This is a genomic window from Variovorax sp. GW821-FHT10D07 (assembly GCF_059415325.1).
In genome coordinates this window covers 58,824-84,727 of sequence record NZ_JBWKMZ010000021.1, presented here as the reverse complement: position 1 = coordinate 84,727, position 25,904 = coordinate 58,824, and the positions used below count along the sequence as shown (strand labels likewise).

General features: G+C 68.1%; 27 protein-coding genes. 9 read left to right on the top strand and 18 right to left on the bottom strand.

Annotation, left to right across the window (positions count from 1 at the left end; all coding sequences use genetic code 11):
• Positions 1-185 precede the first annotated feature (185 nt).
• From rplU to proB, 4 genes are all read left to right on the top strand, one after another.
• Positions 186-497, top strand: a complete 312-nt coding sequence (rplU, locus tag AC07PU_RS38260; protein WP_057592097.1) for a 50S ribosomal protein L21 — start codon at positions 186-188, stop codon at positions 495-497.
• A gap of 12 nt (positions 498-509) precedes the next feature.
• Positions 510-770, top strand: coding sequence for a 50S ribosomal protein L27 (gene rpmA, locus AC07PU_RS38255; RefSeq protein WP_057592096.1), 261 nt, complete (start codon positions 510-512; stop codon positions 768-770).
• A 71-nt stretch (positions 771-841) separates the two neighbouring features.
• Positions 842-1,918 (top strand): Obg family GTPase CgtA, encoded by a 1,077-nt coding sequence (cgtA, locus tag AC07PU_RS38250; protein WP_093341025.1) that lies wholly within the window; start codon positions 842-844, stop codon positions 1,916-1,918.
• 80 nt (positions 1,919-1,998) lie between these two features.
• Positions 1,999-3,138: a glutamate 5-kinase gene (proB, locus tag AC07PU_RS38245; RefSeq protein WP_495323131.1), complete on the top strand. Its 1,140-nt coding sequence runs from the start codon at positions 1,999-2,001 to the stop codon at positions 3,136-3,138.
• A 70-nt stretch (positions 3,139-3,208) separates the two neighbouring features.
• Here the strand turns inward: proB and AC07PU_RS38240 are convergent, their stop codons facing one another.
• Positions 3,209-3,658 (bottom strand): CNP1-like family protein, encoded by a 450-nt coding sequence (locus AC07PU_RS38240; RefSeq protein WP_256222354.1) that lies wholly within the window; start codon positions 3,656-3,658, stop codon positions 3,209-3,211.
• Positions 3,659-3,749: 91 nt separating this feature from the next.
• On the bottom strand, positions 3,750-4,427 hold the full coding sequence (locus tag AC07PU_RS38235) for an RNA pyrophosphohydrolase (RefSeq protein WP_093341020.1): 678 nt from the start codon (positions 4,425-4,427) through the stop codon (positions 3,750-3,752).
• A 137-nt stretch (positions 4,428-4,564) separates the two neighbouring features.
• On the opposite strand from AC07PU_RS38235, the gene AC07PU_RS38230 reads away from it, so the two are divergent.
• Positions 4,565-6,310: a proline--tRNA ligase gene (locus AC07PU_RS38230; RefSeq protein ID WP_495323130.1), complete on the top strand. Its 1,746-nt coding sequence runs from the start codon at positions 4,565-4,567 to the stop codon at positions 6,308-6,310.
• A 61-nt stretch (positions 6,311-6,371) separates the two neighbouring features.
• Positions 6,372-7,055, top strand: coding sequence for a lytic transglycosylase domain-containing protein (locus AC07PU_RS38225; RefSeq protein WP_495323129.1), 684 nt, complete (start codon positions 6,372-6,374; stop codon positions 7,053-7,055).
• A 15-nt stretch (positions 7,056-7,070) separates the two neighbouring features.
• Here the strand turns inward: AC07PU_RS38225 and paeA are convergent, their stop codons facing one another.
• From paeA to hemA, 6 genes are all read right to left on the bottom strand, one after another.
• On the bottom strand, positions 7,071-8,354 hold the full coding sequence (gene paeA / locus AC07PU_RS38220) for a polyamine export protein PaeA (RefSeq protein WP_495323128.1): 1,284 nt from the start codon (positions 8,352-8,354) through the stop codon (positions 7,071-7,073).
• A gap of 79 nt (positions 8,355-8,433) precedes the next feature.
• Complete coding sequence (locus AC07PU_RS38215) at positions 8,434-8,946, bottom strand: cupin domain-containing protein (RefSeq protein WP_495323127.1); 513 nt, start codon at positions 8,944-8,946, stop codon at positions 8,434-8,436.
• Positions 8,947-8,959: 13 nt separating this feature from the next.
• A complete protein-coding gene (gene grxD / locus AC07PU_RS38210; RefSeq protein WP_296787505.1) occupies positions 8,960-9,286 on the bottom strand; it encodes a Grx4 family monothiol glutaredoxin in 327 nt (108 codons plus the stop codon).
• A 29-nt stretch (positions 9,287-9,315) separates the two neighbouring features.
• A complete protein-coding gene (gene prmC, locus AC07PU_RS38205; protein ID WP_495323126.1) occupies positions 9,316-10,167 on the bottom strand; it encodes a peptide chain release factor N(5)-glutamine methyltransferase in 852 nt (283 codons plus the stop codon).
• Positions 10,164-11,252 carry a peptide chain release factor 1 gene (gene prfA / locus AC07PU_RS38200; RefSeq protein ID WP_495323125.1) on the bottom strand — a complete coding sequence of 363 codons (1,089 nt, stop codon included), beginning with the start codon at positions 11,250-11,252 and terminating at the stop codon, positions 10,164-10,166. The genes prmC and prfA overlap by 4 nt, the downstream gene beginning before the upstream one ends.
• A gap of 96 nt (positions 11,253-11,348) precedes the next feature.
• Positions 11,349-12,620 (bottom strand): glutamyl-tRNA reductase, encoded by a 1,272-nt coding sequence (hemA, locus tag AC07PU_RS38195; RefSeq protein ID WP_495323124.1) that lies wholly within the window; start codon positions 12,618-12,620, stop codon positions 11,349-11,351.
• A gap of 93 nt (positions 12,621-12,713) precedes the next feature.
• Here hemA and AC07PU_RS38190 point away from each other — a divergent pair, with 93 nt between their 5' ends.
• Entirely contained in the window at positions 12,714-12,992 is a 279-nt protein-coding gene (locus AC07PU_RS38190; RefSeq protein WP_495323123.1) for a hypothetical protein, read from the top strand.
• 10 nt (positions 12,993-13,002) lie between these two features.
• Here the strand turns inward: AC07PU_RS38190 and AC07PU_RS38185 are convergent, their stop codons facing one another.
• From AC07PU_RS38185 to AC07PU_RS38170, 4 genes are all read right to left on the bottom strand, one after another.
• The gene (locus tag AC07PU_RS38185) at positions 13,003-13,503 is read right to left on the bottom strand and encodes a GNAT family N-acetyltransferase (protein WP_495323122.1); all 501 of its coding nucleotides are present in this window, start codon (positions 13,501-13,503) and stop codon (positions 13,003-13,005) included.
• Positions 13,500-14,294: an ABC transporter ATP-binding protein gene (locus AC07PU_RS38180; protein ID WP_093341008.1), complete on the bottom strand. Its 795-nt coding sequence runs from the start codon at positions 14,292-14,294 to the stop codon at positions 13,500-13,502. The genes AC07PU_RS38185 and AC07PU_RS38180 overlap by 4 nt, the downstream gene beginning before the upstream one ends.
• Positions 14,294-15,190 carry an ABC transporter permease gene (locus AC07PU_RS38175; protein WP_057592072.1) on the bottom strand — a complete coding sequence of 299 codons (897 nt, stop codon included), beginning with the start codon at positions 15,188-15,190 and terminating at the stop codon, positions 14,294-14,296. Before AC07PU_RS38175 ends, AC07PU_RS38180 begins: the two co-directional genes overlap by 1 nt.
• Before the next feature lie 76 nt (positions 15,191-15,266).
• Positions 15,267-16,241, bottom strand: coding sequence for an ABC transporter substrate-binding protein (locus AC07PU_RS38170; protein ID WP_495323121.1), 975 nt, complete (start codon positions 16,239-16,241; stop codon positions 15,267-15,269).
• Between the two features lie 204 nt (positions 16,242-16,445).
• On the opposite strand from AC07PU_RS38170, the gene AC07PU_RS38165 reads away from it, so the two are divergent.
• Positions 16,446-16,916, top strand: coding sequence for an Lrp/AsnC family transcriptional regulator (locus AC07PU_RS38165; RefSeq protein WP_209541745.1), 471 nt, complete (start codon positions 16,446-16,448; stop codon positions 16,914-16,916).
• Between the two features lie 18 nt (positions 16,917-16,934).
• Here AC07PU_RS38165 and AC07PU_RS38160 read toward each other — a convergent pair whose 3' ends face one another.
• The 6 genes from AC07PU_RS38160 to ugpB all read right to left on the bottom strand — a co-directional run bounded on the left by AC07PU_RS38160 (position 16,935) and on the right by ugpB (position 24,425).
• Positions 16,935-19,358 (bottom strand): DUF3772 domain-containing protein, encoded by a 2,424-nt coding sequence (locus AC07PU_RS38160; RefSeq protein WP_495323120.1) that lies wholly within the window; start codon positions 19,356-19,358, stop codon positions 16,935-16,937.
• Between the two features lie 70 nt (positions 19,359-19,428).
• Positions 19,429-20,169: a glycerophosphodiester phosphodiesterase gene (gene ugpQ / locus AC07PU_RS38155; protein WP_495323119.1), complete on the bottom strand. Its 741-nt coding sequence runs from the start codon at positions 20,167-20,169 to the stop codon at positions 19,429-19,431.
• Positions 20,166-21,173, bottom strand: a complete 1,008-nt coding sequence (ugpC, locus tag AC07PU_RS38150; protein ID WP_093340999.1) for a sn-glycerol-3-phosphate ABC transporter ATP-binding protein UgpC — start codon at positions 21,171-21,173, stop codon at positions 20,166-20,168. Before ugpC ends, ugpQ begins: the two co-directional genes overlap by 4 nt.
• Before the next feature lie 17 nt (positions 21,174-21,190).
• Positions 21,191-22,039, bottom strand: a complete 849-nt coding sequence (gene ugpE, locus AC07PU_RS38145; protein WP_057592066.1) for a sn-glycerol-3-phosphate ABC transporter permease UgpE — start codon at positions 22,037-22,039, stop codon at positions 21,191-21,193.
• Between the two features lie 63 nt (positions 22,040-22,102).
• Positions 22,103-22,984, bottom strand: coding sequence for a sn-glycerol-3-phosphate ABC transporter permease UgpA (ugpA, locus tag AC07PU_RS38140; RefSeq protein ID WP_093340998.1), 882 nt, complete (start codon positions 22,982-22,984; stop codon positions 22,103-22,105).
• 127 nt (positions 22,985-23,111) lie between these two features.
• On the bottom strand, positions 23,112-24,425 hold the full coding sequence (gene ugpB / locus AC07PU_RS38135) for a sn-glycerol-3-phosphate ABC transporter substrate-binding protein UgpB (RefSeq protein WP_093340996.1): 1,314 nt from the start codon (positions 24,423-24,425) through the stop codon (positions 23,112-23,114).
• Between the two features lie 231 nt (positions 24,426-24,656).
• On the opposite strand from ugpB, the gene serA reads away from it, so the two are divergent.
• Complete coding sequence (serA, locus tag AC07PU_RS38130) at positions 24,657-25,889, top strand: phosphoglycerate dehydrogenase (RefSeq protein ID WP_093340995.1); 1,233 nt, start codon at positions 24,657-24,659, stop codon at positions 25,887-25,889.
• The last annotated feature ends 15 nt before the right edge of the window (positions 25,890-25,904 follow it).

The window sequence follows — 25,904 nt, the reverse complement described above, 5'->3', positions numbered from 1 at the left end:
AGCGTGGGCGCTGGGCGCTGCTGAATACAGGGATGGCGCAAGACGCCGGAAGGCGCCGATTATAGGGAGCGGGAAGCGGCCACCGGCCCCGCCTGGGTGCCCGGGCATGTGAGCATGCGCAAACCGTGCTATAGTCTTGGGCTCTGCGGAATTCGCCGCGGAGACTCAATTCCTAAGAGGTTCACATGTACGCGGTCATAAAAACCGGTGGCAAGCAGTATCGCGTTGCTTCCGGCGAGAAAATCAAAGTAGAACAGATTGCTGCGGACGTTGGCCAGGAAATCGTGATCGACCAGGTTCTGGCCGTCGGAAACGGCGCTGAAATCAAGGTTGGCACGCCCCTGGTGTCCGGTGCAACGGTGACGGTCACGGTGCTGTCGCACGGCAAGCACGACAAGGTTCGCATCTTCAAGATGCGCCGTCGCAAGCACTATCAGAAACGTCAAGGCCATCGCCAGCAGTTCACCGAGCTGCAAATCGGCGCGATCGCCGGTTAAGGAGCAGACTCCATGGCACAGAAAAAAGGCGGCGGCTCCACGCGAAACGGGCGCGATTCCAAGCCCAAGATGCTCGGCGTGAAGGCCTTCGGCGGCCAACTGATCAGCGCCGGCTCGATCATCGTGCGCCAGCGCGGTACCCAGTTCCACCCCGGCGTGAACGTCGGCGTGGGCAAGGACCACACGCTGTTCGCCCTCGTCGACGGCCACGTGTCGTTCGGCTTCAAGGGTGCGCTCAACAAGCACATGGTCAATGTGACGCCGGCGGCCTGAGCCTCCAGCCACTTCGACTGTCTCGGAGCCCCGCTTTGCCGGGGCTTCTTCATTTGTAAACTGGACATCCCATGAAGTTCGTCGACGAAGCCTTCATCGACATCGCCGCCGGCGATGGCGGCAACGGCTGCGTGTCGTTCCGCCATGAGAAGTACAAGGAATTCGGCGGCCCCAATGGCGGCGACGGCGGGCGCGGCGGCCATGTGTTCGCCGTGGCCGACTCGAACCTCAACACGCTGGTGGATTTCCGCTATTCGCGTCGGCACGAAGCCAAGCGCGGCGAGCACGGCATGGGCTCCGACATGTTCGGCGCCGCGGGCGACGACATCACGCTGAAGATGCCGGTCGGCACGATCATCACCGACGCCGAAACCGGCGAGGTGCTCTACGAATTGCTGACGCCCGGCGAGGTCATCACCATCGCCAAGGGCGGCGACGGCGGCTTCGGCAACCTGCGCTTCAAGAGCGCCATCAACCGCGCGCCGCGCCAGAAGACGCCCGGCTGGCCCGGCGAGCGCAAGAGCCTCAAGCTCGAGCTCAAGGTGCTGGCCGACGTGGGCCTGCTGGGCATGCCGAACGCCGGCAAGTCGACCTTGATCAGCGCGATCTCGAACGCCCGCCCGCGCATCGCCGACTATCCGTTCACCACCCTGCACCCCAACCTCGGCGTGGTGCGCGTCGGTCCCGAACAGAGCTTCGTGGTGGCCGACCTGCCCGGCCTGATCGAGGGTGCTTCCGACGGTGCCGGTCTCGGCCACCTGTTCCTGCGTCACCTGCAGCGCACCCGGCTGCTGCTGCATGTGATCGATCTCGCGCCTTTCGACGAGACCGTCGACCCGGTCGCGCAGGCCAAGGCGATCGTGGGTGAGCTCAAGAAGTACGACGCACAGCTCTACGAGAAGCCGCGCTGGCTGGTGCTCAACAAGCTGGACATGATCCCCGAGGAAGAACGCGCCGCGCGCGTGAAGGACTTTGTGAAGCGCCTGCGCTTCAAGGGCCCGGTGTTCGAGATCTCGGCGCTCACGCGCGAAGGCTGCGAGCCGCTCGTGCACGCGATCTATCGCCAGGTGAAGGCCCAGCAGGTGGCCGAGCAGCCGCCGGCCGAGATCGATCCGCGCTTCGTCGAACTGCCGCCCGAAAAGCCTTGAGCGGGGGCCTTCGGCCCGGCCCTGCAATGCTATTGATTAAATAGCATAATCGTCAGTCTTCACGCCAGCTATAGCCCTCAATGACCTCGAATACCGGATCCACAGCCCTGCGGGACGCCCGCCGCATCGTCGTCAAGGTGGGCTCGAGCCTCGTGACGAACGAGGGTCGCGGCCTCGACGAGGGCGCCATCGGCGAATGGTGCCGGCAGCTCGCCGCGCTGGTGCGCGACGGGCGCGAGGTGGTGATGGTCTCGAGCGGCGCCATCGCCGAGGGCATGAAGCGCCTCGGCTGGAAGACCCGGCCCCACGAGGTGCACGAGCTCCAGGCCGCCGCGGCCGTCGGCCAGATGGGCCTGGCCCAGATGTACGAGACCAAGCTGCGCGAGAACCGCATCGGCAGCGCGCAGGTGCTGCTCACGCACGCCGACTTGGCCGACCGCGAGCGCTACCTCAATGCCCGTTCGACCCTGGTGACGCTGCTGCGCCTCGGCGTGGTGCCGGTCATCAACGAGAACGACACCGTGGTCAACGACGAGATCAAGTTCGGCGACAACGACACGCTCGGCGCGCTGGTCGCTAATCTCGTCGAGGCCGATGCGCTGGTGATCCTCACCGACCAGCGCGGCCTCTATTCGGCCGATCCGCGCAAGGACCCCGACGCGAAGTTCATCCACGAGGCGGCCGCGGGCGACCCGGCGCTCGAGGCCATGGCCGGCGGCGCGGGCTCGAGCATCGGCAAGGGCGGGATGATCACCAAGATCCTCGCGGCCAAGCGCGCGGCCGGTTCGGGCGCCTCCACCGTGATCGCCTGGGGCCGCGAGACCGATGCGCTGCTGCGCCTTGCGCAAGGCGATGCCATCGGCACGCTGCTGGTGGCGCAGACCGCGAAGCACCAGGCGCGCAAGCGCTGGATGGCCGACCATCTGCAACTGCGTGGCGCCGTGATCGTCGATGCCGGCGCGGCCGCCAAGGTGCGTGCCGAGGGCAAGAGCCTGCTGCCGATCGGCATGACGGGCGTATCGGGCGAGTTCTCGCGCGGTGACGTGATCGCGGTGCGCGATGCCGAGGGCATCGAGCTGGCGCGCGGCCTCGCCAACTACTCGAGCGTCGAGGCGCGGCTGCTGTGCCGCAAGCCCTCGGCCGAATTCGAGCGGCTGCTGGGCTACGCGGCCGAGCCGGAGATGGTGCACCGGGACAACATGGTGCTCATGCCGGTCTGAGGCTCGCCTCGACCCGCGCCAAAGAAAAAGGCCCCGATCGGGGCCTTTTCTCATCGTGCCGGCGTGCCGCTCACTGCACTTCGCGCACCGGATTGCGGATGTACTGGACGATCTCGCTGGCCGTCGAGCGCGGTGCGCTGTCGCGGCACAGGCCCTGGGTCGCGATGGCCCAGGTGTAGCGCGAGTTGAGGTCGGTGATGCGCTTCCACTCGGGCGCCTTGGCCAGCTCCCAGGCATTGCCGCTGTAGCGCGCATAGCTCTTCATCTCGCCGGTCTTGCAGCGCACGCCGTCGTAGAAGGCGTTGACCGTGCCGCCCGCCTTGCTGCTCGCCACCACCACGTAGCGCACGATGCCGTCGGGCGTGATCGTGATGGTCTTCGGGTCGATGCCGAACTTCAGCGTCATGTAGGGCGGCATCTCGATCGGCACCAGGCTGTTCTGGTCGAAGGCCGGTGGCGGCGGTGCCGCAGACTCCTGCCACTCGGCATCGGACTGCGTCGTCTTGGGCGGGGGCGGCATGCCGCTTTGCGCCCAGTCGGGGTTGTCGGTGTCGTGCTTGGCCGAGCCGCAGGCCGCCAGCAGCAGGGCACTGGCGAGAACGAGCGCCGGGCTAGCGCGGCGTGGGAGGTTGCGCAGCGGATGCGGACGGAAAGACGGGGCCGTCGGAAGAGTCGGTCGCAGATTTGACATTGGGATCCGGGTCGAAGCTCGCGCCCGGAGGCAGTTCGAAGTTGGCGTCGTGGCCGCCTGCGGAGGGATGGCGCTCGAACTCTCGGGCGCGCACGTTGCTGCGCAGGAAGCGGTTGCGGAAATCCTGCCGTGGCAGGTAGCGAGCAAGCTCGGTGAGCGCCATCTCGTAGACGCCCCGTTTGAATTCGACGACGACGTCGAGCGGCACCCAGTAGTCGTGCCAGCGCCAGGCGTCGAATTCGGGATGGTCCGTGGCACGCAGGTTGAGATCCCAGTCGTGGCCGACCAGTTGCAGCAGATACCAGATTTGTTTCTGGCCCTTGTAGTGACCTCGTGCGTCTCGTCGGATGAACCGATCCGGCACCTCGTAGCGCAACCAGTCGCGGGTACGGGCCACGATACGCACGTGCTCCGGATGGAGACCCACTTCCTCATGCAATTCCCGGAACATGGCTTGCTCGGGACTTTCGCCGCGGTCGATGCCGCCTTGCGGAAACTGCCAGGAATGCGTGCGGATGCGTTTGCCCCAAAAAACCTGGTTTTTCTGGTTGAGCAGGATGATGCCGACGTTGGGCCTGAAGCCGTCCCGGTCGAGCATAATCAAACCCCAATTTTTGAACTGAGTCGATTATGCATGCCGGGTTGCACTCGGCAAGCGACCGGTTCCGGGCTCTCAGGGTCTCTACGGGGGCCGTCGTCCGTCTCGTTTCACTCCGAACCAGCACCGCATTTCCGATGAAAGCATCCCGTTTCTTCGTCTCCACCCTCAAGGAAGCGCCGGCCGATGCCGAGGTGGCGAGCCACCGTCTCATGATGCGCGCTGGCATGATCAAGAAGGTCGGCACCGGCATCTACACGTACATGCCCATGGGCCTGCGCGTCATCCGCAAGGTCGAGGCGATCGTGCGCGAGGAGATGAACCGCGCCGGCGCGGTCGAGCTGACGATGCCGGTGGTGCAGCCCGCCGAGCTCTGGCAGGAGTCGGGCCGCTTCGACAAGATGGGCCCCGAGCTGCTGCGCATCAAGGACCGCCATGACCGCGACTTCGTGGTGCAGCCCACCAGCGAAGAGGTGGTGACCGACATCGCGCGCCAGGAGATCCGCAGCTACAAGCAGCTGCCGAAGAACTTCTACCAGATCCAGACCAAGTTCCGCGACGAGCGCCGTCCGCGCTTCGGCCTGATGCGCGGGCGCGAATTCATCATGAAGGACGCCTACAGCTTCGACCGCGACCTCGACGCGGCCAAGGCCAGCTACCAGGCGATGGCGCAGGCCTACCGCAACATCTTCGACCGCTTCGGCCTGCGCTACCGCGCCGTGGCGGCCGACAGCGGCGCCATCGGCGGCGACCTCAGCGAGGAATTCCAGGTCATCGCCGCCACCGGCGAGGACGCGATCGTCTACTGCCCCGACAGCGACTACGCGGCCAACATGGAGAAGGCCGAGGCGCTGGCTCCGGCCGGCCCGCGTCCCGCCGCCGCCAATGCGCTCGAGAAGACGCCCACGCCCGGCAAGAGCACCTGCGAGGACGTCGCCGTGCTGCTCGGCGTGCCGCTCGCCACCACCGTGAAGTCGCTGGTGCTGGCCACCGACATCATCGACGAGGCCGGCAACATCACGGGCTCGCAGGTCTGGCTGCTGCTGCTGCGCGGCGACCACGAGATGAACGAGATCAAGGTCGCCAAGCTGCCCGGCCTCGACAAGGGCTTCCGCTTCGCGACCCTGGCCGAGATCGATGCGCACTTCGGCTGCAAGCCCGGCTACCTCGGCCCGCTGAACCTCAAGAAGCCGGTGAAGCTGGTGGCCGACCGCGAAGTCGCGCTGATGGCCGACTGGATCACGGGCGCCAACGAGGTCGACTTCCACATGACCGGCGTCAACTGGGGCCGCGACCTGCCCGAGCCCGAGCTGGTGGCCGACCTGCGCAACGTGGTCGCGGGCGATGCCTCGCCCGACGGCAAGGGCGTGCTGGCGATCGAGCGCGGCATCGAGGTGGGTCACGTCTTCGTGCTGGGCACCAAGTACAGCAAGTCGATGAACGCCACCTTCCTCGACGAGGCCGGCAAGCCGCAGTTCCTCGAGATGGGCTGCTACGGCATCGGCGTCACGCGCCTGCCTGCCGCCGCCATCGAACAGAACCACGACGAGCGCGGGATCATCTGGCCCGACGCGATCGCGCCGTTCACCGTGGTGGTGTGCCCGATCGGCATGGACCGCAGCGCCGAGGTCAAGGCCGCGGCCGAGGCGCTCTACGAAGCGCTGCTCGCCAAGGGCGTCGACGTGCTGCTCGACGACCGCGGCGAGCGCCCGGGCGCGATGTTCGCCGACTGGGAACTGATCGGCGTGCCGCACCGCGTGGTGATCTCCGACCGCGGCCTCAAGGAAGGCCAGCTCGAATACCAGCATCGCCGCGACACCGCCGCGACCAAGGTGCCGGCCGCCGGCATCGCGGACTTCATCGCCGGCAAGCTCGCGGCATGAGCGCCGCGCCGGGCCGCCCCAAGCAAGCTCGCACCGCAGTGCGAAGCACGAAGGTGCTTCAGTGAACCTTCCGGGCGGCTTCTCCCGGCGCCATTGCATCGGCGCCGCGGCGGGCGCCCTCGCGGCGCTGTCGCTGCCGCGCCCCGCACTGGCCGGCGCGCAGATCGAGGAGCCGCTGATCGACTCGGTGCGCACCGCGCTGAGCTCGGCCATCCACAACAAGGCACCGCCGGTGCCGCAGTTCGCGAACACCGAGGCGCGTCTGGCCTACCTGCGCTGGCTCGGCGAGATGAGCGAACGGCTCAAGAAGAAGATCGCCGACGCGCCCTCGCGCATCGAATTCCTGCAGACGGTCTGGTACGAGGCCAAGCGCTCGGGGCTCGACGTGAGCCTGGTGCTCGGGCTGATCCAGGTCGAGAGCAATTTCCGCAAGTTCGCGGTCTCGAGCGCGGGCGCGCGCGGCTACATGCAGGTCATGCCGTTCTGGACCCGCGTGATCGGCGACAGCGATCCGGCCAAGCTGTTCCACATGCAGACCAACCTGCGCTTCGGCTGCGTGATCCTGCGCCACTACCTCGACCGCGAGAGCGGCGACCTGTTCATGACGCTGGGCCGCTACAACGGCAGCCGCGGCAAGTCGCCGTATCCGAACGCGGTGTTCTCGAACCAGCGGCTGTGGGCCTGGGCCGACCGCGAGCGCGAGATCGAGCGCAAGGAACAGGACAAGGCCCGTTCCGCGGCCTGACTGGAATTCTGGCGATCAGGTCTTGGTGACCATCACCTGGTCGATCCGGTAGCTGTCGACGTCCATCACCTCGAAGGTATAGCCCGCCCAGCTTACGCTGTCGGTGCGCTTGGGAACGCGGCGCAGCATCACCATCAGGAAGCCCGCGAGCGTCTCGTACTCGTCGGCATGCGGCAGCTCGTCGATGTGCAGCGCACGCTGCACGTCCTGGATCGGCGTGATGCCGTCGATCAGCCAGGAGTTCTCGTCGCGGCGCACGATCTGCTCCTCGTCGGGCGTGGACACCAGGTCGCCCATCACCGTGCTCATCACGTCGTTGAGCGTGATCACGCCCACCACCAGGCTGTACTCGTTGACGATGATCGCGAAGTCTTCATGGGCCTGCTGGAACTGCTCGAGCACCTCGGTCAGCGACAGCCGGTCGGGGATCACCAGCGCCTTGTGCAGCGGCAGCCCCTGGTCGAAGGCCAGCGGCTGGCCGCTGAGCACGCGCTGGAACATGTCCTTGGCATCGACGTAGCCCAGCACGTGGTCGATGTCGCCGTCGCACACCGGGTAGGCCGAGAAGGGCTCGGCCACGATGCGCGCGCGCAGCACCGATTCGGGGTCGTCGTGCAGGAACCAGGCGATGCTGTCGCGCGCGGTCATCACGCTGCTCACGAGCCGCGTCTCGAGCTCGAACACGTTGGCGATCACCTGCTGCTCGCGCACCGCGAGCACACCGGCCCGCGCGCCGGCCTCGGTCATCGCGAGGATGTCGGCCGAGGTGATCTTGTCGTCGCGCGCCATCGGCATGCCCAGCAGCTTGAACAGCAGGTCGGTGCAGGCGGTGAACAGCCACACCAGCGGTTTGAAGGTGGTGATCAGCAGCTGCATCGGCTTGGCGATGCGTACCGCCAGGCGCTCGGGGTCGTTCATGCCCAGCCGCTTGGGGAACAGGTCGGCGAACACCAGGAACACCGCGATGATGGTCACGAAGGAGCACAGGAAGCCTGCGCTCTGCGCGCCCTCGGGGCTGAGCCAGCCGGTGAACAGGCGCGCGAAGTAGGGGCTCAGCGCGCCTTCGCCGACCACGCCGCCCAGGATCGCGACCGCGTTGAGGCCGATCTGCACCACGGTGAAGTAGTAGCCCGGCTGTTCCTGGATGCGCAGCACGAGGTCGGCGCGCGCGTCGCCGTCGTCGGCCATCTGGCGCAGGCGCAGGCGGCGCGAGGCGGCCAGCGCGATCTCGGCGAGGGAGAAGAAGGCGCTCAGCGCGATCAGGAGCGCGATGACGAGCAGGCTTTGGGTCAGGGTCATGGTGTTCACCAGCAGACCCCGATGGTGCCATGGCGCAGGGGGCGCCCGCCACGGGCGCGGCCCGCAGACGAAAGGGGGCTCAGACCCCGCCGTGCGGATGGGTCGGGTCGACCCACAGCACCGACTCGGGCTTCTCGACCGGCTCGATGTCGAGGTTCACCGCGACGGCCTCGCCGTCGCTGCGGCACAGCACGCACTCGAGCGTCTCGGTCGGGCTGGCGTTGATTTCCTGGTGCGGCACGTAGGGCGGCACGTAGATGAAGTCGCCCGGCCCGGCCTCGGCCGTGAACTCGAGCTTCTCGCCCCAGCGCATGCGCGCGCGGCCGCGCACGACGTAGATCACCGATTCGAGGTGGCCGTGGTGGTGGGCGCCGGTCTTGGCGTCGGCATGGATGGTGACCGTGCCGGCCCAGAGCTTCTGCGCGCCGACGCGCGCGAAATTGATCGCCGCGGCCCGGTTCATGCCGGGCGTCTGGGCGGTGTTGGCGTCGAGCTGGTTGGCCGCGATCACCCGCACACCGTCGTGCTTCCACGCCGGGGCCGAAGCCTCGTCGTGCGGATGCCCGTGGTCGTGATCGTGGCCGTGGCTCATCGCCGGGCCTGGATCAGGCAGCGTCGCCGGCCAGCACCTTCTGCAGTTCGCCCGACTCGTACATCTCCATCATGATGTCCGAGCCGCCGACGAATTCGCCCTTGACATAGAGCTGGGGGATGGTGGGCCAGTTGCTGTAGTCCTTGATGCCCTGGCGGATGCCGTCGTCCTCGAGGACGTTGACGGTCTTGAGCGACCTGGTGTCGACGCCCACGGCCTTGAGGATCTGGATCGCGCGGCCCGAGAAGCCGCACATGGGGAAGCTGGCGTTGCCCTTCATGAAGAGCACGAGTTCGTTGGATTTGACGAGGTCGTCGATGCGTTGCTGGGCGTCGGACATGGGGGCTCCTGAAAAGTAGGCTGGAGGGATTATTTCACCGTGCGCCGGATTCCGCCCGAGCAGCGCGCGATGCCTGCCAGGTCGTCGCGGCTTTGCACCTCGGCGAAGCCGTGGGCGGCCAGCAGCTGCCGCACGGCGGGGGCCTGGTCGTGGCCGTGCTCCAGCAGCAGCCAGCCGCCTTCGGCCAGGTGCGCGGGCGCGTCGGCCACGATGCGGCGGATGTCGTCGAGCCCGTCGGCACCGGCCACCAGCGCCGAGACGGGCTCGTGCTGCAGCGCCGGCAGGTGCGGGTCGCCGGCGGCGATGTACGGCGGGTTGCTGGCGATCAGCGCGTAACCCGGGTCCGCGCCCGCCAGCCAGTCGGCCTGGGCGAAGCGCACCGGCAGTCTCAGGCGCTCGGCATTGGCGCGGGCCACCGCGAGCGCGTCGGCGCTGGCATCCACGGCATCGACTTGCGCATCGGCGCGCGCATGCTGCAGCGCCAGCGCGATCGCGCCGCTGCCGGTGCCCAGGTCGAGCACGCGCGGCGCGGTGTGGCCTTCGAGGCATTCCAGCGCCCAGTCGACCAGCGTCTCGGTGTCGGGCCGCGGCACCAGCACACGCGGATCGACGCGCAGCTCGAGGCCGTGGAATTCCTTCTCGCCCAGCAGGTAGGCCACCGGCTCGCCCGCGAGGCGGCGCAGCAGCCGCGCCGACAGTTCGGTCCACAGCGGCTCGGGCAGCGCATCGGTGTCGTGTGCGAGCAGCCAGGCGCGGTCGTGCGGCGGCCGGCCCAGCGCGTGCAGCAGCAGCAACTGGGCGTCGAGCCGGTCGACGCCCAGCCGCGCGGCCGCGGCCAGCGCCTGGGTCACGGTAGAAGGCGCGAGCGGCTCGGTGCTCATGAGGGCAGGCTCGATTCGAGCTCGGCCAGCTGCTCGGCCGCGCGCGCCGCGCGCAGCGCCTCCAGCACGTCGCCGAGGTCGCCTTCCATGATCGCGAGCAGCTTGTAGAGCGTGAGGTTGATCCGGTGGTCGGTGAGCCGGCCCTGGGGGAAGTTGTAGGTGCGGATGCGGTCGGAGCGGTCGCCGCTGCCGATCAGGCCCTTGCGCAGCGCGGCGTCCTTGGCGGCGCGCTCGCTGCGTTCCTTCTCCTGGATCCGCGCCGACAGCACCTGCAGCGCCTTCGCCTTGTTGCGGTGCTGGCTGCGGTCGTCCTGGCACTCGGCCACGATGCCGGTCGGGATGTGCGTGATGCGCACCGCCGAATCGGTCTTGTTGATGTGCTGGCCGCCGGCGCCGCTGGCGCGGTAGGTGTCGATGCGCAGGTCGGCCGGGTTGATCTGCACCGCCTGCGCCTCGTCGGGCTCGGCCAGCACCGCCACCGTGCAGGCGCTGGTGTGGATGCGGCCCTGCGTCTCGGTGGCCGGCACGCGCTGCACGCGGTGGCCGCCCGACTCGAAGCGCAGGTTGCCGAACACCTCGTTGCCCGAGATGCGCACCACCACTTCCTTGTAGCCGCCGAGCTCGCTCTCGTTCTCGCTCACGATCTCGCAGCGCCAGCCGGCGCGCTCGCAGTAGCGCGTGTACATGCGCAGCAGGTCGCCCGCGAACAGCGCCGATTCGTCGCCGCCGGTGCCGGCGCGGATTTCGAGGAAGGCGTTGCGCGCGTCGTCGGGGTCCTTGGGCAGCAGCAGGCGCTGCAGCTCGTCCTCCAGCTGCGTGAGCTCGGCCTCGGCCTCGGCGATCTCCTGTGTGGCCATCTCGGCCATATCGGGGTCGTCGAGCATTTCCTTGGCGCCCGCGATGTCGGCCTCGCGCTGCACGTAGCGCGCATAGCGGCCGGCCACCTGCGTCACCTCGGCATGCTCGCGCGAGATGGTGCGGTACTGTGCCATGTCGCCCATGATGTCCTCGCGCGAGAGCAGGAAGTCGAGTTCGCCGAGGCGGGCGGCATAGCGTTCGAGTTGGTGGCGGAGAAAGGGCTTCACGGCGGAGAGATTCGAAAAAGAGGGGAAGTGCCGCGGCATGGCGGCAAGGCGCATGGAGAGCGCGGCACGCCGTGCCGGGCTCGCGGACGAGCGCCGCTAACGCTCTTTGCGCAGGAACAGGCGCGAGATGGTCTGCGCCGTCTGCTCGCGCGAGGCGGCATCGCCCGCGTGCAGCTCGGCCAGCGCGCCGTGCAGCATCTTCTGCGTGAGCCCGCGCGACAGGGCTTCGAGCACGGCGTCGACCGATTCGCCCTTGGCAAGCAGCTTGCGCGCGCGCGCCAGCTCGGCGGCACGCCATTCATCGGTCTGGGCGTTGAGCTGCTGGATCAGCGGCACCGTGCCGCGCTGGCCCAGCCAGTGCATGAAGCTCTGCACGCCGGCGTCGATGATGACCTCGGCCTGCGCCACCGCGGCCTGGCGGTTGGCCTGACCCTGCTGCACGACCTGGGCGAGGTCGTCCACGGTGTAGAGGTAGATGTCCTCGAGCGCCTTCACCTCGGGCTCGATGTCGCGCGGCACGGCCAGGTCGACCATGAACATCGGGCGGTGCTTGCGCGACTTGAGCGCGCGTTCCACGGCGCCCAGGCCGATGATCGGCAGCGTGCTCGCGGTGCAGCTCACGACGATGTCGAACTCGGCCAGCCGTGCCGGCAGGTCGGCCAGCCGCATCGCCTCGCCGCCGAAGCGCGAGGCCAGCTTCTCGCCGCGCTCGAGCGTGCGGTTGGCGATGGCGATGGACTTCGGCTCCTTGGCCGCGAAGTGCGTGGCCGCGAGGTCGATCATCTCGCCGGCGCCGACGAACAGCACGCGTGTCTGGCGCAGGTCCTCGAACAGCTGGCCGGCCAGGCGCACGGCGGCCGCCGCCATGCTGATCGAGTGCGCACCGATCTCGGTCGCGGTGCGCACTTCCTTGGCGACCGCGAACGAGCGCTGGAAGAGTTGGTTGAGCGTGCTGCCCAGCGCGCCGGCGTTTTCGGCGGCGCGCACCGCATCCTTCATCTGGCCGAGGATCTGGGCTTCGCCGAGCACCATCGAATCGAGGCCGCTGGCCACGCGGAAGGCATGGCGCGCGACATCGCCGTCGTGCAGGGTGTAGGCATGCGAGCGCAGCAGCGCGGGGGCCACGCCGCCGCTCTGGGCCAGCCAGCCGACCGTGTGGTCGATCGCGGCATGGTCGGCGGCGCAGTAGATCTCGGTGCGGTTGCAGGTCGAGATGATGGCGGCCTCGACCTGCGGGTGGCGGCCGCTTGAGAACGAGCTGCGCAGGCTCTGCAGGGTGGGAGCGATCTGGTCGAGCGCAAACGCAAAACGACCGCGCAGATCGAGCGGCGCGGTCGTGTGGTTCAAGCCAAGAGCCCAGACAGACATGCAGCGATTATAAAATTTGCGGAGCCCGTCCCGGCACCGTGCTGTCTATGACCTCCATAGCGGCTGGCGGATGACGCTTCCGCCCCTTCCCGAATGTCCGCGCTCGCCCTGCTCAACCACCTCCTCAACTTCGCGCTGCCGGCCGTCTTCGTGGCCGGGGTGCTCGCGCTGTGCGGCCGCTTCCTGATGCCGCGAAAGCCCGGAACGCCCGCCATCTGGGCGCAATTCGCTATCAATACAATAGCTGGCGTGCTGGTCCTGCTGGCCGGTCTGGTGTTCACGGGCCACGACGGTCGCATCGCGAGCTATGCCGCGCTGGTGGTGGTCTGCGGCACCGTGCAGTGGCTGCTGCAGCGCAGCTGGCGGCGCTGAGCGGCGGCTTTCAGGTCCGCACCATGTAGTGCGCCGGCGCGGGATAGCTCGCCAGGCGCGCCTGCTGCGCCGCGTCGGCCAGCGCACGCACCGCGTAGCCGTGGCGTTCCCAGAAGCCCAGCGAGGACTGCACCGACACCAGCGCCGAGCGCCGCCACCCCGCCGTGTCGGCGAAGGCCAGCGCATGCCGCACCAGCGCCGGTCCCAGGCCATGGCCCGAGGCCGCTGGGTCGACCGCGAGGTCGTGCAGGTAGAGCGCGTCGGCCTGCGCCTCGGGCAGCACCTCGAAATCGCCGTGCAGGGCCGTGAGCTTGCCCACGCGCGAGGGATAGGCCGCGAGGTAGGCGGCCACCCGCCCCGCGTGCTCGACCACCCAGCCGGTGCGCGGCGCCGCGGCGAGCCGGCGCACGATCAGGGCCCCGTCCTCGACGAAGCCCGCGCCGTAGCAGGCGAGCTGGATTGCCAGCACGGCCTGCAGGTCCTCGGGCCGCATCGCGCGCACAGCGGTCATGCCAAGAGCAGCTTGTCGTCGTCGAGCTTCTCGCCGCGCGTCTGTTCGAACATGCGCAGCAGGTCGGGCACGTCCAGGCCCGAGCGCTCGGGACCGGCCACGTCGAGGATCACCTGGCCCTCGTGCAGCATCACCGTGCGCGAGCCGTAGTCCAGCGCCTGGCGCATGCTGTGCGTGACCATCATCGCGGTGAGCTTGCTCTCCTCGACGATGCGCGCCGTGAGCTCGAGCACGAAGGCCGCGGTCTTCGGGTCGAGCGCGGCCGTGTGCTCGTCGAGCAGCAGGATGCGCGAGGGCTTGAGCGAGGCCATCAGCAGGCTCACGGCCTGCCGCTGGCCGCCCGACAGCAGGCCGATACGGTCGGCCAGCCGGTTCTCCAGCCCGAGCTTGAGGATCGACAGCTTCTCGCGGAACAGCTCGCGCAGGCCGCGATTGAGCGACAGGCCCAGGCCGCGCCGCTCGCCGCGCTTCCAGGCCAGCGCCATGTTTTCCTCGATGGTCAGCGCCTCGCAGGTGCCGGCCATCGGGTCCTGGAACACGCGCGCCACCATGCCCGAACGCTGCCAGGCGTTGAGCCGCGTCACGTCCTTGCCGTCGATCTCGATGCGGCCCTTGTCGACGATCAGGTCGCCGCTGACCGCATTGAGGAAGGTCGACTTGCCGGCGCCGTTCGAGCCGATCACGGTGACGAACTGGCCGGTGGGAATCTCCAGGCTGAGCCCGCGCAGCACGCGGTTCTCGATCGGCGTGCCCGGGTTGAAGGTCATCTCGAGTTGTTCGGCGCGCAGCATCAGTTCTTCCCCTTGAAAAGCCCGCCGAGCTTGCGCTTGTAGGCAGGCACCAGCAGCGCGAAGGCCACCAGCACGGCGGTCACCAGGTTCAGGTCCTGCGCCTGCAGGCCCATGAAGTCGGTGTTCAGCGCCATCGCGATGAAGAAGCGGTAGAGCAGCGCCCCCAGGATGCAGGCCAGCGTGGTGATCACCATGCTGCGCGCGGGCATCAGCGTCTCGCCGATGATCACCGCCGCCAGGCCGATCACGATCGTGCCTACGCCCATCGAGATGTCGGCCGTGCCCTGGCTCTGCGCGAACAGCGCGCCGGCCAGCGCCACCAGCGCGTTCGACAGCGCCAGGCCCGCCATGGTGTGGAAGTCGGTCGAGATGCCCTGGGCGCGCGCCATGCGCGCATTGCCGCCGGTGGCGCGCATCGCCAGGCCGGCCTCGGAGGCGAAGAACAGGTCGACCACGATCTTCGCGGCGATCACGATCAAGAGCAGCAACAGCGGCTTGGCCCACTGCTCGGGCATGCCGCCGAAGCTGGCCATGCTGAACACGGTGGGCTCGGTGATCAGCGCCACGTTGGGCTTGCCCATCACGCGCAGGTTGATCGAGTAGAGCGCGATCATCACCAGGATGCTCGCGAGCAGCTGCATGATCTTGAGCTTCACGTTGAGCCAGGCCGTGACCCAGCCCGAGACGGCGCCCGCGACGCAGGCCACCGCGGTGGCGGCCACCGGGTTCCAGCCGGCCACGATCAGCGTGGCCGCCACGGCGGCGCCGAGCGGGAAGCTGCCGTCCACCGTGAGGTCGGGGAAGTTGATGATGCGGAAGGACATGAAGACGCCCAGCGCGACCAGCCCGAATATCAGGCCGATCTCGATGGCGCCCAGCGAGGCGATGAGGGACATGAGGAAGAAGCTCCCGGCGAAAACGAAAAGACGGGCCGCCCGCAGGACGACCCGTCGGTGGCGGTGAAGCCGGGACTTACTTGGTGCTCACGACCTTGGCGGTCTTCAGCAGCTCGTCCGACAGGGTCACGCCCTGCAGCTTGGCCGCGCCCGGGTTCACCACCAGCTCGAAGTTGGTGCTGGTCTGCGAGGCGATCGTGCCGGGCTTCTCGCCCTTGAGGATGCGCACCACGATCTTGCCGGTCTGGCGGCCGATGTCGGTGTAGTTCAGGCCCAGCGCCGCGACCGCGCCGCGCTCGACGGTGGCGGTGTCGGCCGCCACCACCGGCAGCTTGGCCTGCTGCGCCACCTTCACGATGCCCTCGAAGGCCGACACCACGTTGTTGTCGGTCGGCGTGTAGATCGCGTCGGCCTTGCCGACCAGGCTCTGGGCGGCGGTCGGCACGTCCACGGTGCGCGCGGCGGCGGCTTCCACCACCGTCATGCCGGCAGCCGCGGCGGCCTTCTTGAGGTCGGCCACGATCGCCACCGAGTTGGCTTCGCCGGGGCTGTAGATCACGCCGATGCGCTTGGCGGTGGGCACCACCTGCTTGATGAGGGCGATGTGCTTGTCCAGCGGCGACAGGTCCGACACGCCGGTCACGTTGGTGCCGGTGGCGTCCCAGCTCTTCACCAGCTTGGCGGCCACCGGATCGGTCACGGCCGAGTAGACGACCGGAATCGTCTTGGTGGCGGCCAGCGTGGCCTGGGCCGAGGGGGTGGCGATCGCGACGATCACGTCGGGCTGGTCGCCCACGTACTTGCGCGCGATCTGGGCCGCAGTGCCCACGTTGCCCTGTGCGCTCTGGTAGGTGAACTTGAGGTTCTTGCCCTCTTCGTAGCCGGCCGCCTTCAGCTCGGCCTTGATGCCGTCGCGCACGGCGTCGAGCGCCGGGTGCTCGACGATGGCGGTCACGGCCACCGACTTGTCGGCCGCGAAGGCGGGCGCGGCGGCGAGCATGCCGAGGGCCAGGGCGGCGGCGACAGGGGTGCGAAGCAGGGCGAATTTCACGTGAGGATCTCCGGATCAGAGGAAGGGAACGGGTCCGACGCCACGGCGGGGCCGGGCAGGGAAGCGATGCACGGAAATGCGGCATGCACTTCCGGAAGCCTGGAGTCTAGAGCGTGGTCTGCACAATTAAGGTGCATCCCACGCCAGTGCTTACCCCGCTTTGAGAAATATGATTGCGGTCATTGGCACTTGAAGGAGATGAAATTGCACGAGATCACGCTCGACCGCATCGACAGGAAGATCCTCGACCACTTGCAAGCGCATGGCCGTGCATCGAACCTCGAACTCTCCGAAGTGGCCAACCTGTCGCCGGCCCAGTGCCTGCGGCGGCACCGGCGGCTCGAGGAGATGGGCTTCATCAGCGGCTACGCGGCCCGGCTCGACGCGCGCCAGGTGGGGCTCGGCGTGATCGCCTTCATCCACGTGACCATGGCGCGCGGCCACATCGGCGAGCTGCCGAAGTTCCAGGACCTGGTGGCCGACCTGCCGCAGATCCTCGAGTGCTATTCGGTCACCGGCGACTTCGACTACGTCATCAAGGTGGTCGCGCGCGACCTGCACTCGCTGTCGCAGTTCCTGATGGACACGCTGATGCACATGCCGGGCGTGTCGGCGGTGCGCTCGAGCGTGTGCCTCAACGAGGTGAAGTGCACGACCACCCTGCCGCTGAACTGAGCCGGGCGCGGCCGGCCCTCAGCCCTGCACGCCCGGCAGCGGCGAGGCCGGCGAGGAGGGCACCGGCGAGGGCGCGGTCGAGAGCGCCGAGGGTGCCGCCGGCGCGGCCGCCATCACCAGCGTGGGCGTGGCCATCGGCAGGTCGGCCTGGCGCAGCGCGTCGAGGATGGTGAACAGCAGGTCGCTGCGCACGCCGCCGGCCAATCGCGGGCTCGCCACGTAGGCGATCGCCTGGAAGATCAGCAACCCGTTCTCGATGCCCTCGAGCGTGAGCGAGGGCGCCGGCGTCTCGAGCACGCCCTCGTGCGCCTTGCAGGCCTCGAGGATCAGGTCGCGCACCTTCTGCGCGTCGGTGGTCAGCGGCATCGGCAGGCGGATCAGCACCCGGCCCTCGGCGTTGGCCAAGGTCATGTTGCGCACGGTCTTGGTGATGAATTCCGAGTTCGGCACGATCAGCGTGGAGCGGTCGCCGAGCTGGATCTCGGTGGCGCGCACGTTGATGCGCCGCACGTCGCCCTCGGCCGTGCCCAGCACCACCCAGTCGCCCACCTTCACGGGCTGCTCGGCCAGCAGGATCAAGCCCGAGATGAAGTTCTGCACGATCGCCTGCAGGCCGAAGCCGATGCCCACCGACAGCGCGCTCGCCACCCAGGCGATGCGCTCGACGCCGATGCCCAGGGCAGAGAGCGAGAACGCGATCACCAGGATGCCGCCCACGTAGCCCAGCAGGGTGCTGATCGAGCTCTGCATGCCGGGCTCGAACTTGGTGGTCGGCAGGTAGCTCGCGGCCAGCCAGCGCTTGAAGATGCGCAGCATCACGAAGCCCACGGCCAGCACCGCCACCGCGCTGAGGATCGCGCCCGGCACGAGCTGGAACTCGCCGATCTTCACGCCGGTGCCGAACTTGCCGCTGCGCTGGAACACCTCGCCGGGGCTGGTGCCCAGCGGCGCGGCCAGCGCGATCAGCATGTAGAAGAACAGCGCCACACGGCTCAGGCCCGACAGCACGGTGGCGATCTGGTCCAGCGTCTGCGGCGCCAGGCCGAAGCTCTTCTGCAGCCGCTGGCCGAAGCCGCTGCGCGACGACACGGTGGCCATGAACACGTCGTCGGCGAACTTGAACAGCACGTAGAACGCGGTGGCGACGATGCCGCTCCAGGTCAGCTGCGAGGCCAGGAAGCTCGCGAGCGCCACGTAGCCCACGGCCACCAGCACCCAGATCACGATCATCAGGATGGCGATCAGCGCCACCAGGATGCCGACCCACATCGGCCGCTCGGGCAGGTCCTCGCCGGGCGCGCCGGCGCGCAGCGCCTTGAGTCGGTAGAGCACCGCGCCCACCAGCGCGGTCAGCAGCAGCGCGGTCAGCACGTGGGTGGCGACCACGGCCGAGAGGCTGGCGTCGACCAGCGCGTTGATCTCGGCCGGCGCCCAGGCCAGGGCCGCCACCAGCGCCACCAGCCAGGGCAGGGCCGCAAGGCGCGCGGCCATGGCGTCGGGAATCGGTGGCAGCCGCCACGACGGCCGGCCGGTGGCCAGCAGCGCGCGGCCCAGGCCGATCACGAAGGCCATGAACACCAGCGCCTGCGCCAGCGACAGCATCGCCTTGCGCGCCTGCGGCGCCCAGCCCGCGTGCTGTTCGAGCACGTAGACGAAGCCGTGCGCGGCCAGCGCCACCAGCAGCACGTGAGCGGCGACGATGGCGATCACCAGCAGCGAGCGCCGCAGCCGCCCGGCGGGCAGCAGCTTCACCGCGAGCCGGGTCAGGCCGTGCTCGGCGGCCCAGACGCCCGCGAAGGCCAGCAGCAGCGCGCCGATCAGCGCCGCGACCACCAACGTGCGGCCCGTGCCGCCGAGGGCAGTGGCGAGGCCCGTCTGCACGCCCGCGGCCATGGCCTGCAGCCGGTCGAGGTCGTCGGGCCAGGCCTCCTGCAGGTCGCTCCAGAACTCGCCGGTCAGCGGTGAGGCCGCGCGCTCGGTGAGCTGGGCCTCGAACACCGCGCGGCGTTGCGTCAGCAGGTCAGTGCCGCGCTGGCGCACGTCGATCGCCAGCAGCTTGGCGAGCCGGATGTCGGCATCGAGCGCATTGCGCTCCTTGGTCAGGCGCGCGCGCTGGCGCGTGATGTCGGGGTCTTCGCTGGCGCCGGCCGCGGGCGGGTTGCCGAGTTCGCCCAGGCGCGCGTTGAGGTCGTTGAGCTCGCCGGTGCGCGCCGCCACGAACTTGTCGGCCTGCGCGCCGATCGCGTTGATCTGGGTCAGCCGGCTGCGCGCATCCTCGACCGAGTCGGTGCTCTGGTCGATCTTCGCGAGCAGCGCGCGCAGCTCGGCCACGGTGGGCGCGGGCGGCGCGGCCGCGAGATCGGGGTCCTGCTGCGCGAAGGCGGTGCCGCACAGCAGCAGGGCGGCCATCAGCAAGGCCGCGAGACGGGAGGTCCAACTCATGGACGCATCATAGAAGCCGCACCTGAAGGTCCGGCTTCGCGGCGCGTCACAGCATGTGACGGGGCCGCGTTCAGCGCGCGGGACTGAACAGGTCGACGCGGTCGGTGATGATGCCGTCCGTGCCCAGGTCGATCAGGCGCTGCGCGGCCCAGTCGTCGTTGACCGTGTAGCTCAGCGCGCGCAGGCCGGCGCCGTGCACCTGCGCCACCACCGTGGCGTCCCACAGCGCATGGTTGCAGACGATAGCCACGCAGCCGAGCTCGCGCGCGGTCTCGAGCCAGCCGCTCCACAGCGTGTCGAGCAGCAGGCCGCGCGGCAATTCGGGCGCCGCCGCTGCTGCACCCTTGAGCGCATCGACCTGGAACGAGGTCAGCAGCGGTGGGACGGCCGCATCGCGCCACAGCGCCGCGGCCTGCCGCGCCACCGCCTCGCCGGTCTCGCGCTCGGTGCCGGGCGTGGGCTTGATCTCGATGTTCAGCAGGTGGTCGTTGGCTAGGCAGAAGCGCGCGAGGTTCTCGAGCGTGGGCAGCGGTTCGCCCGCGAAGGCGCGCGAATGCCAGCCGCCCGCGTCGAGCTGCGCCAGTTCGCTCCAGGGCTTCTGGCCGCCGATGCCGCGGCCGCTGGTGGTGCGTTCCAGCGTGGCGTCGTGCATCAGGAACACCACGCCGTCGGCGCTGAGCTTGGCATCGCACTCGAACATGCGATAGCCGTGCGCGGCGCCGAAGCGGAAGGCCGCGAGCGTGTTCTCGGGCGCGAGCTTGCCGGCGCCGCGGTGGGCGATCCAGCGCGGATAGGGCCAGGGGGTGCTCATTCCGCGCGTTTGCCGGAACCGGCGTCGAACCAGTGGAGCTTGTCTTCGCGCGCGGCGATCTTTACGGTATCGCCCGCCATCGGCGGCTGGTCGGCCTCGTCGGTGCGCATGATGATCTGCTCGTCGCCGATACGGCCGTAGACCAGGCGCTCGGCGCCCAGCAGCTCGACCTGCTCGACCTGCACCGACCAGCCGCGCTCGTCGAGCGCCATGTGTTCGGGGCGGATGCCCAGGATCTGGCCCGGCCGCACGCCCGGCGCATGGCGCAGCAGGTTCATCGGTGGCGAGCCGATGAAGCTCGCGACGAAGGTGGTGGCGGGGCGCGAATAGACCTCCTCGGGCGTCGCGAACTGGTCCATCACGCCGCCGTTCATCACGATGATGCGCTGCGCCAGCGTCATGGCCTCGACCTGGTCGTGGGTGACGAACAGCGAGGTGATGCCGAGCTCGCGGTGCAGCTTCTGGATCTCGAGGCGGGTCTGGGCGCGCAGCTTGGCATCGAGGTTCGACAGCGGTTCGTCGAACAGGAACACCTGCGGCTGGCGCACGATGGCGCGGCCCATGGCCACGCGCTGGCGCTGGCCGCCCGAGAGCTCGCGCGGCTTGCGCTCGAGCAGGTGGCCCAGCTCGAGGATCTTCGCGGCCTTGTCCACGCGCACCTTGATCTCGGCCACCGGCACCTTCGCGATCTTCAGGCCGTAGGCCATGTTCGCGAACACCGTCATGTGCGGATAGAGCGCGTAGTTCTGGAACACCATCGCGATGTCGCGCTCGGAGGGCTCGAGCTGGTTCACCACCTTGTTGCCGATGGCGATCTCGCCGGCGGAGATCTCCTCCAGGCCGGCCACCATGCGCAGCAGCGTGGACTTGCCGCAGCCCGACGGGCCGACGATGACGACGAATTCGTGGTCGGCGATCTCGGCGCTCACGCCGTGGATGACCTGGTTGGCCTTGGGGCCGTGGCCGTAGCGCTTGATGACGTTGCGGAGGGAAATGGCAGCCATGTTTTCAGTTCAGCGTTTTATTTGTCGGTATCGACCAGGCCCTTGACGAACCACTTCTGCATCAGCACCACGACCACCGCGGGCGGCAGCATGGCCAGCACGGCTGTGGCCATCACCACGTTCCAGTCCACCGGCGACTCGCCGTTGCCGATCATGGCCTTGATGCCGACGACGATCGGGTACATGTCCTCGCTGGTGGCGGCGATCAGCGGCCACAGGTACTGGTTCCAGCCGTAGATGAACTGGATCACGAACAGCGCCGCGATGCTGGTCTTCGACAGCGGCAGCAGGATGTCCTTGAAGAAGCGCATCGGCCCGGCGCCGTCGACGCGCGCGGCCTCGACCAGCTCGTCGGGCACCGTCAGGAAGAACTGCCGGAACAGGAAGGTGGCGGTCGCCGACGCGATCAACGGTATCGAGAGGCCGGCGAAGCTGTTGATCATGCCGAGGCTGGCCACGACCTGGTAGGTCGGGCCGATGCGCACCTCGACCGGCAGCATCAGCGTGATGAAGATCAGCCAGAAGCACAGGCCGCGCAGCGGGAAGCGGAAATACACCACCGCGAAGGCCGACAGCAGCGAGATGCTGATCTTGCCGAAGGTGATGACGAGCGTGATGACCGTGCTCACCCAGATCATCCGCGCCACCGACACGTTGGCGCTGGTGCGCCCGCCGCCGGTCAGCGCCGCCTTGTAGGTTTCCCAGAAGTTGCTGCCGGGCAGGATCGGCATCGGCGCCTGCATGATCTCCTGCGGCGTGTGGGTGGAGGCGATGAAGGCCAGGTAGATCGGGAACATCACCAGCAGCACGCCGATGATCATGATCACGTGCGCGAGGATGCCCAGGGAGGGGCGGCGCTCAACCATGGCGGGCCTCCGTGGCGTGGGCCGCGCGGCGGGCGGGGAAGAAGGGATGCATGGAGGCGGTCATCAGTACTGGACCTTCTTCTCGACGTAGCGGAACTGCACCACCGTCAACGCGATGACGATCACCATCAGCACCACCGACTGGGCCGCGGCGCCGCCGAAGTCCATGCCGCGGAAGCCGTCGAAGTACACGCGGTAGACCAGCGTGGCGGTGTCCTTGCCGGGGCCGCCCTGGGTGGTGGCGTCGATGATCGCGAAGGTGTCGAAGAAGGCGTACACCATGTTGATCACCAGCAGGAAGAAGGTGGTGGGCGTCAGCAGCGGGAACTGGATGGTCCAGAAGCGGCGCATCGGGCGCGCGCCGTCCATGGCGGCGGCCTCGATCAGCGACTTGGGAATCGACTGCAGGCCCGCGAGGAAGAACAGGAAGTTGTAGGAGATCTGCTTCCAGACCGAGGCCATCACGACCAGCGCCATGGCGTGGTCGCCGTTGAGCAGATGGTTCCAGTTGAAGCCCATCTTCTTGAGCCAGTAGGCCACGATGCCGATCGACGAGGAGAACATGAACGACCACAGCAGGCCGGTCACGACGGGGGCGACCGCGTACGGCAGGATCAGCACGCTGCGGTAGAAGCGCGTGCCGCGCACCACCCGGTCGGCGAACACCGCCAGCACGAGGGCGATGCTCAGGCCCAGGACCGTCACCAGCACCGAGAAGACGATCGTGGTGTGGAACGAGGCCATGTAGGTGCTGTCGTTCCACAGCGCCTCGAAGTTGTCCAGCCCCACCCAGGTGATCGAGTTGCCGAAGGCGTCCTGCTGCTGCAGCGACTGCACCAGCGCCTGGCCCGCGGGCCAGAAGAAGAAGACGCCGACGATGAACAATTGCGGCGCCAGCAATGCCCAGGGCAGCCAGTTCGAGCGAAAGATGACGCGTTTTTCCATGGGGAGGGCGTTCAGGTCACGGACACACTAAATAAGCAAACAGCCAGGACTGCACGGGTCAGCCTGGCTTGTGGCGGGTCAAACGAACCGAAACGAACATTCGTTCGCGCCGATCCGGGTGCGGAGCTTACTTGTTTGCGGCCTGGAATTTCACCAAAAGTTCGTTTCCGCGCTTCACGGCGCTGTCCAGCGCTTCCTTCGGGGTCTTCTTGCCGGTCCAGATCAGCTCGGTTTCCTCGTCCTCGATGGCGCGGATCTGGGGCAGGTTGCCCAGGCGCACGCCACGCGACTTGTCGGTGGTCTTCTTGATCATCTGGTTCACCGCGACGTCGGTGCCCGGGTTTTCCTTGTAGAAGCCGGCCTTCTCGGTCAGCTCGTAGGCGGCGGTGGTGATCGGCAGGTAGCCGGTGCGCATGTGGCTTTCGGACTGCACCTTGGGGCTCGACAGGAAGGTGAAGAACGCGGCCACGCCCTTGTAGCTGGCGGCCGGCTTGCCCGACATCACCCACAGGCTGGCGCCACCGACGATGGTGTTCTGCGGCGCGCCCTGCACGTCCGGGTAGTAGGGCAGCGCCGATTCGGCGAACTTGAACTTGGCGTCGCGCTTCACGCTGGCGTAGCTGCCCGACGAGCCGATGAACATCGCGCATTCACCCGAGGTGAACGAGGTGATCGGCTTGCTGGCGCGGCCCTTGTAGACGAACAGGCCCTGCTTGGACATGTTCGACAGGTTCTCGAAGTGGCGCACGTGCAGCGGCGAGTTGAACTCCAGGCGGGCGTCGAGGCCGCCGAAGCCGTTGTTCTTCGAGGCGTACGAGGTGTTGTGCCAGGCCGAGAAGCTCTCGAGCTGGGCCCAGCTCATCCACGAGGTGGTGAACGGGCACTGGCTGCCGCTGGCCTTGAGCTTGGCGGCCGCCGAGACCACTTCGGGCCAGGTGGCGGGAGCCTTCTCGGGGTCGAGGCCGGCGTTCTTGAAGGCGTCCTTGTTGTAGTAGAACACCGTCGTCGAGCTGTTGAACGGGAACGACAGCATCTGGCCGTTGGGGGCGGTGTAGTAGCCGGCCACCGCGGGGATGTAGGCCTTGGGGTCGAACTTCTGGCCGCCTTCCTTCATGACGTCGGCCACGGGCTTGATCGCGCCCTTGGAGTACATCATGGTGGCGGTGCCCACCTCGAACACCTGCAGGATGTCGGGCGCGTTGCCCGAGCGGTAGGCCGCGATGCCGGCCGCCATCGACTGGTCGTATTCGCCCTTGTAGGTGGGCACGACCTTGTAGTCCTTCTGGCTCTCGTTGAACTGCTTGGCGAGGTCGTTGACCCAGTCGTTGAGGGCGCCGTCCATCGAGTGCCACCACTGGATCTCGGTCTGGGCCTGGGCGAGGGCTGGCACGGCCAGAGCGGCAGCCAGCGTAGAGGCGATGGCGAGCGTCTTGAAGCGCATTAAGACTCCTGTAGGGAAAAGTAAGTAAAACCGGCGATGTTAGGTTACATACGTGACGGTTCTGCGGCTTTGTCGCACGGAGTGCACACGGCAAGAAACCCGGGGAAACCCCCTTGGCCGACAGGGCGCTCGCGCCTGGGGTCCCTGCTTGCTGCGCTGCACCATGCTAGCATCGCCCTCCCTTTTTCGGCCTAGCTTGTTGCCATGGCCGGGGCTACCGCGAGCAGCAGCATGAGCAGCAAGACCTCCCTCGACAAAAGCAAGATCAAGTTTCTTCTGCTCGAGGGTATCCACCCCTCGGCCGTGGAGGTGCTCCATGCGGCGGGCTACACCAACGTCGAGTCGCTGCCGGGCGCGCTGTCCGACGAGGCGCTCAAGGCCAAGATCGGCGACGTGCACTTCCTCGGCATCCGCTCGCGCACCCAGCTGACCGCCGAGGTGTTCGCGGCCGCCCACAAGCTGGTGGCCGCCGGCTGCTTCTGCATCGGCACCAACCAGGTCGACCTCGAGGCCGCGCGCGAGCACGGCGTGGCGATCTTCAATGCCCCGTACTCCAACACCCGCTCGGTGGCCGAGCTGGTGCTGGCCGAGGCGATCCTGCTGTTGCGCGGCGTGCCCGAGAAGAGCGCGGTGGCGCACCGCGGCGGCTGGCTCAAGTCGGCCGACAACGCCTTCGAGATTCGCGGCAAGACCCTGGGCATCGTGGGCTACGGCTCGATCGGCGCGCAGCTGTCGGTGCTGGCCGAGGCGCTGGGCATGCACGTCGCCTTCTTCGACGTGGTCACCAAGCTGCCGCTGGGCAATGCGCGCCAGGTGCGCGACCTGCACCAGCTGCTGGCGCAGAGCGACATCGTGACCCTGCACGTGCCCGAGACGCAGGCCACGCAGTGGATGATCGGCGCGGCCGAGATCGCGGCGATGAAGCCGGGCTCGATCCTGATCAACGCCTCGCGCGGCACCGTGGTCGAGATCGACGCGCTGGCCGGCGCGCTGAAGGAGAAGAAGCTGCTGGGCGCCGCCATCGACGTGTTCCCGGTCGAGCCGCGCAGCAACAAGGACGAGTTCCAGTCGCCGCTGCGCGGACTCGACAACGTGATCCTCACGCCCCACATCGGCGGCTCGACGATGGAGGCGCAGGCCAACATCGGCCTCGAGGTGGCCGAGAAGCTGGTCAAGTACAGCGACAACGGCACCTCGACCTCGTCGGTCAACTTCCCCGAGGTGGCGCTGCCCGCGCACCCGGGCAAGCACCGCCTGCTGCACGTGCACCGCAACGTGCCGGGCGTGCTGTCGGAGATCAACAAGATCTTCTCGGACAACCACATCAACATCTCCTCGCAGTTCCTGCAGACCAACGAGAAGATCGGCTACGTGGTGATGGACATCGACGCCGCCTCCTCGGACCTCGCGCTCGAGAAGCTCGCGAAGGTGCAGGGCACGATCCGCAGCCGCGTGCTGTTCTGATCGCGTCGCGCTGAG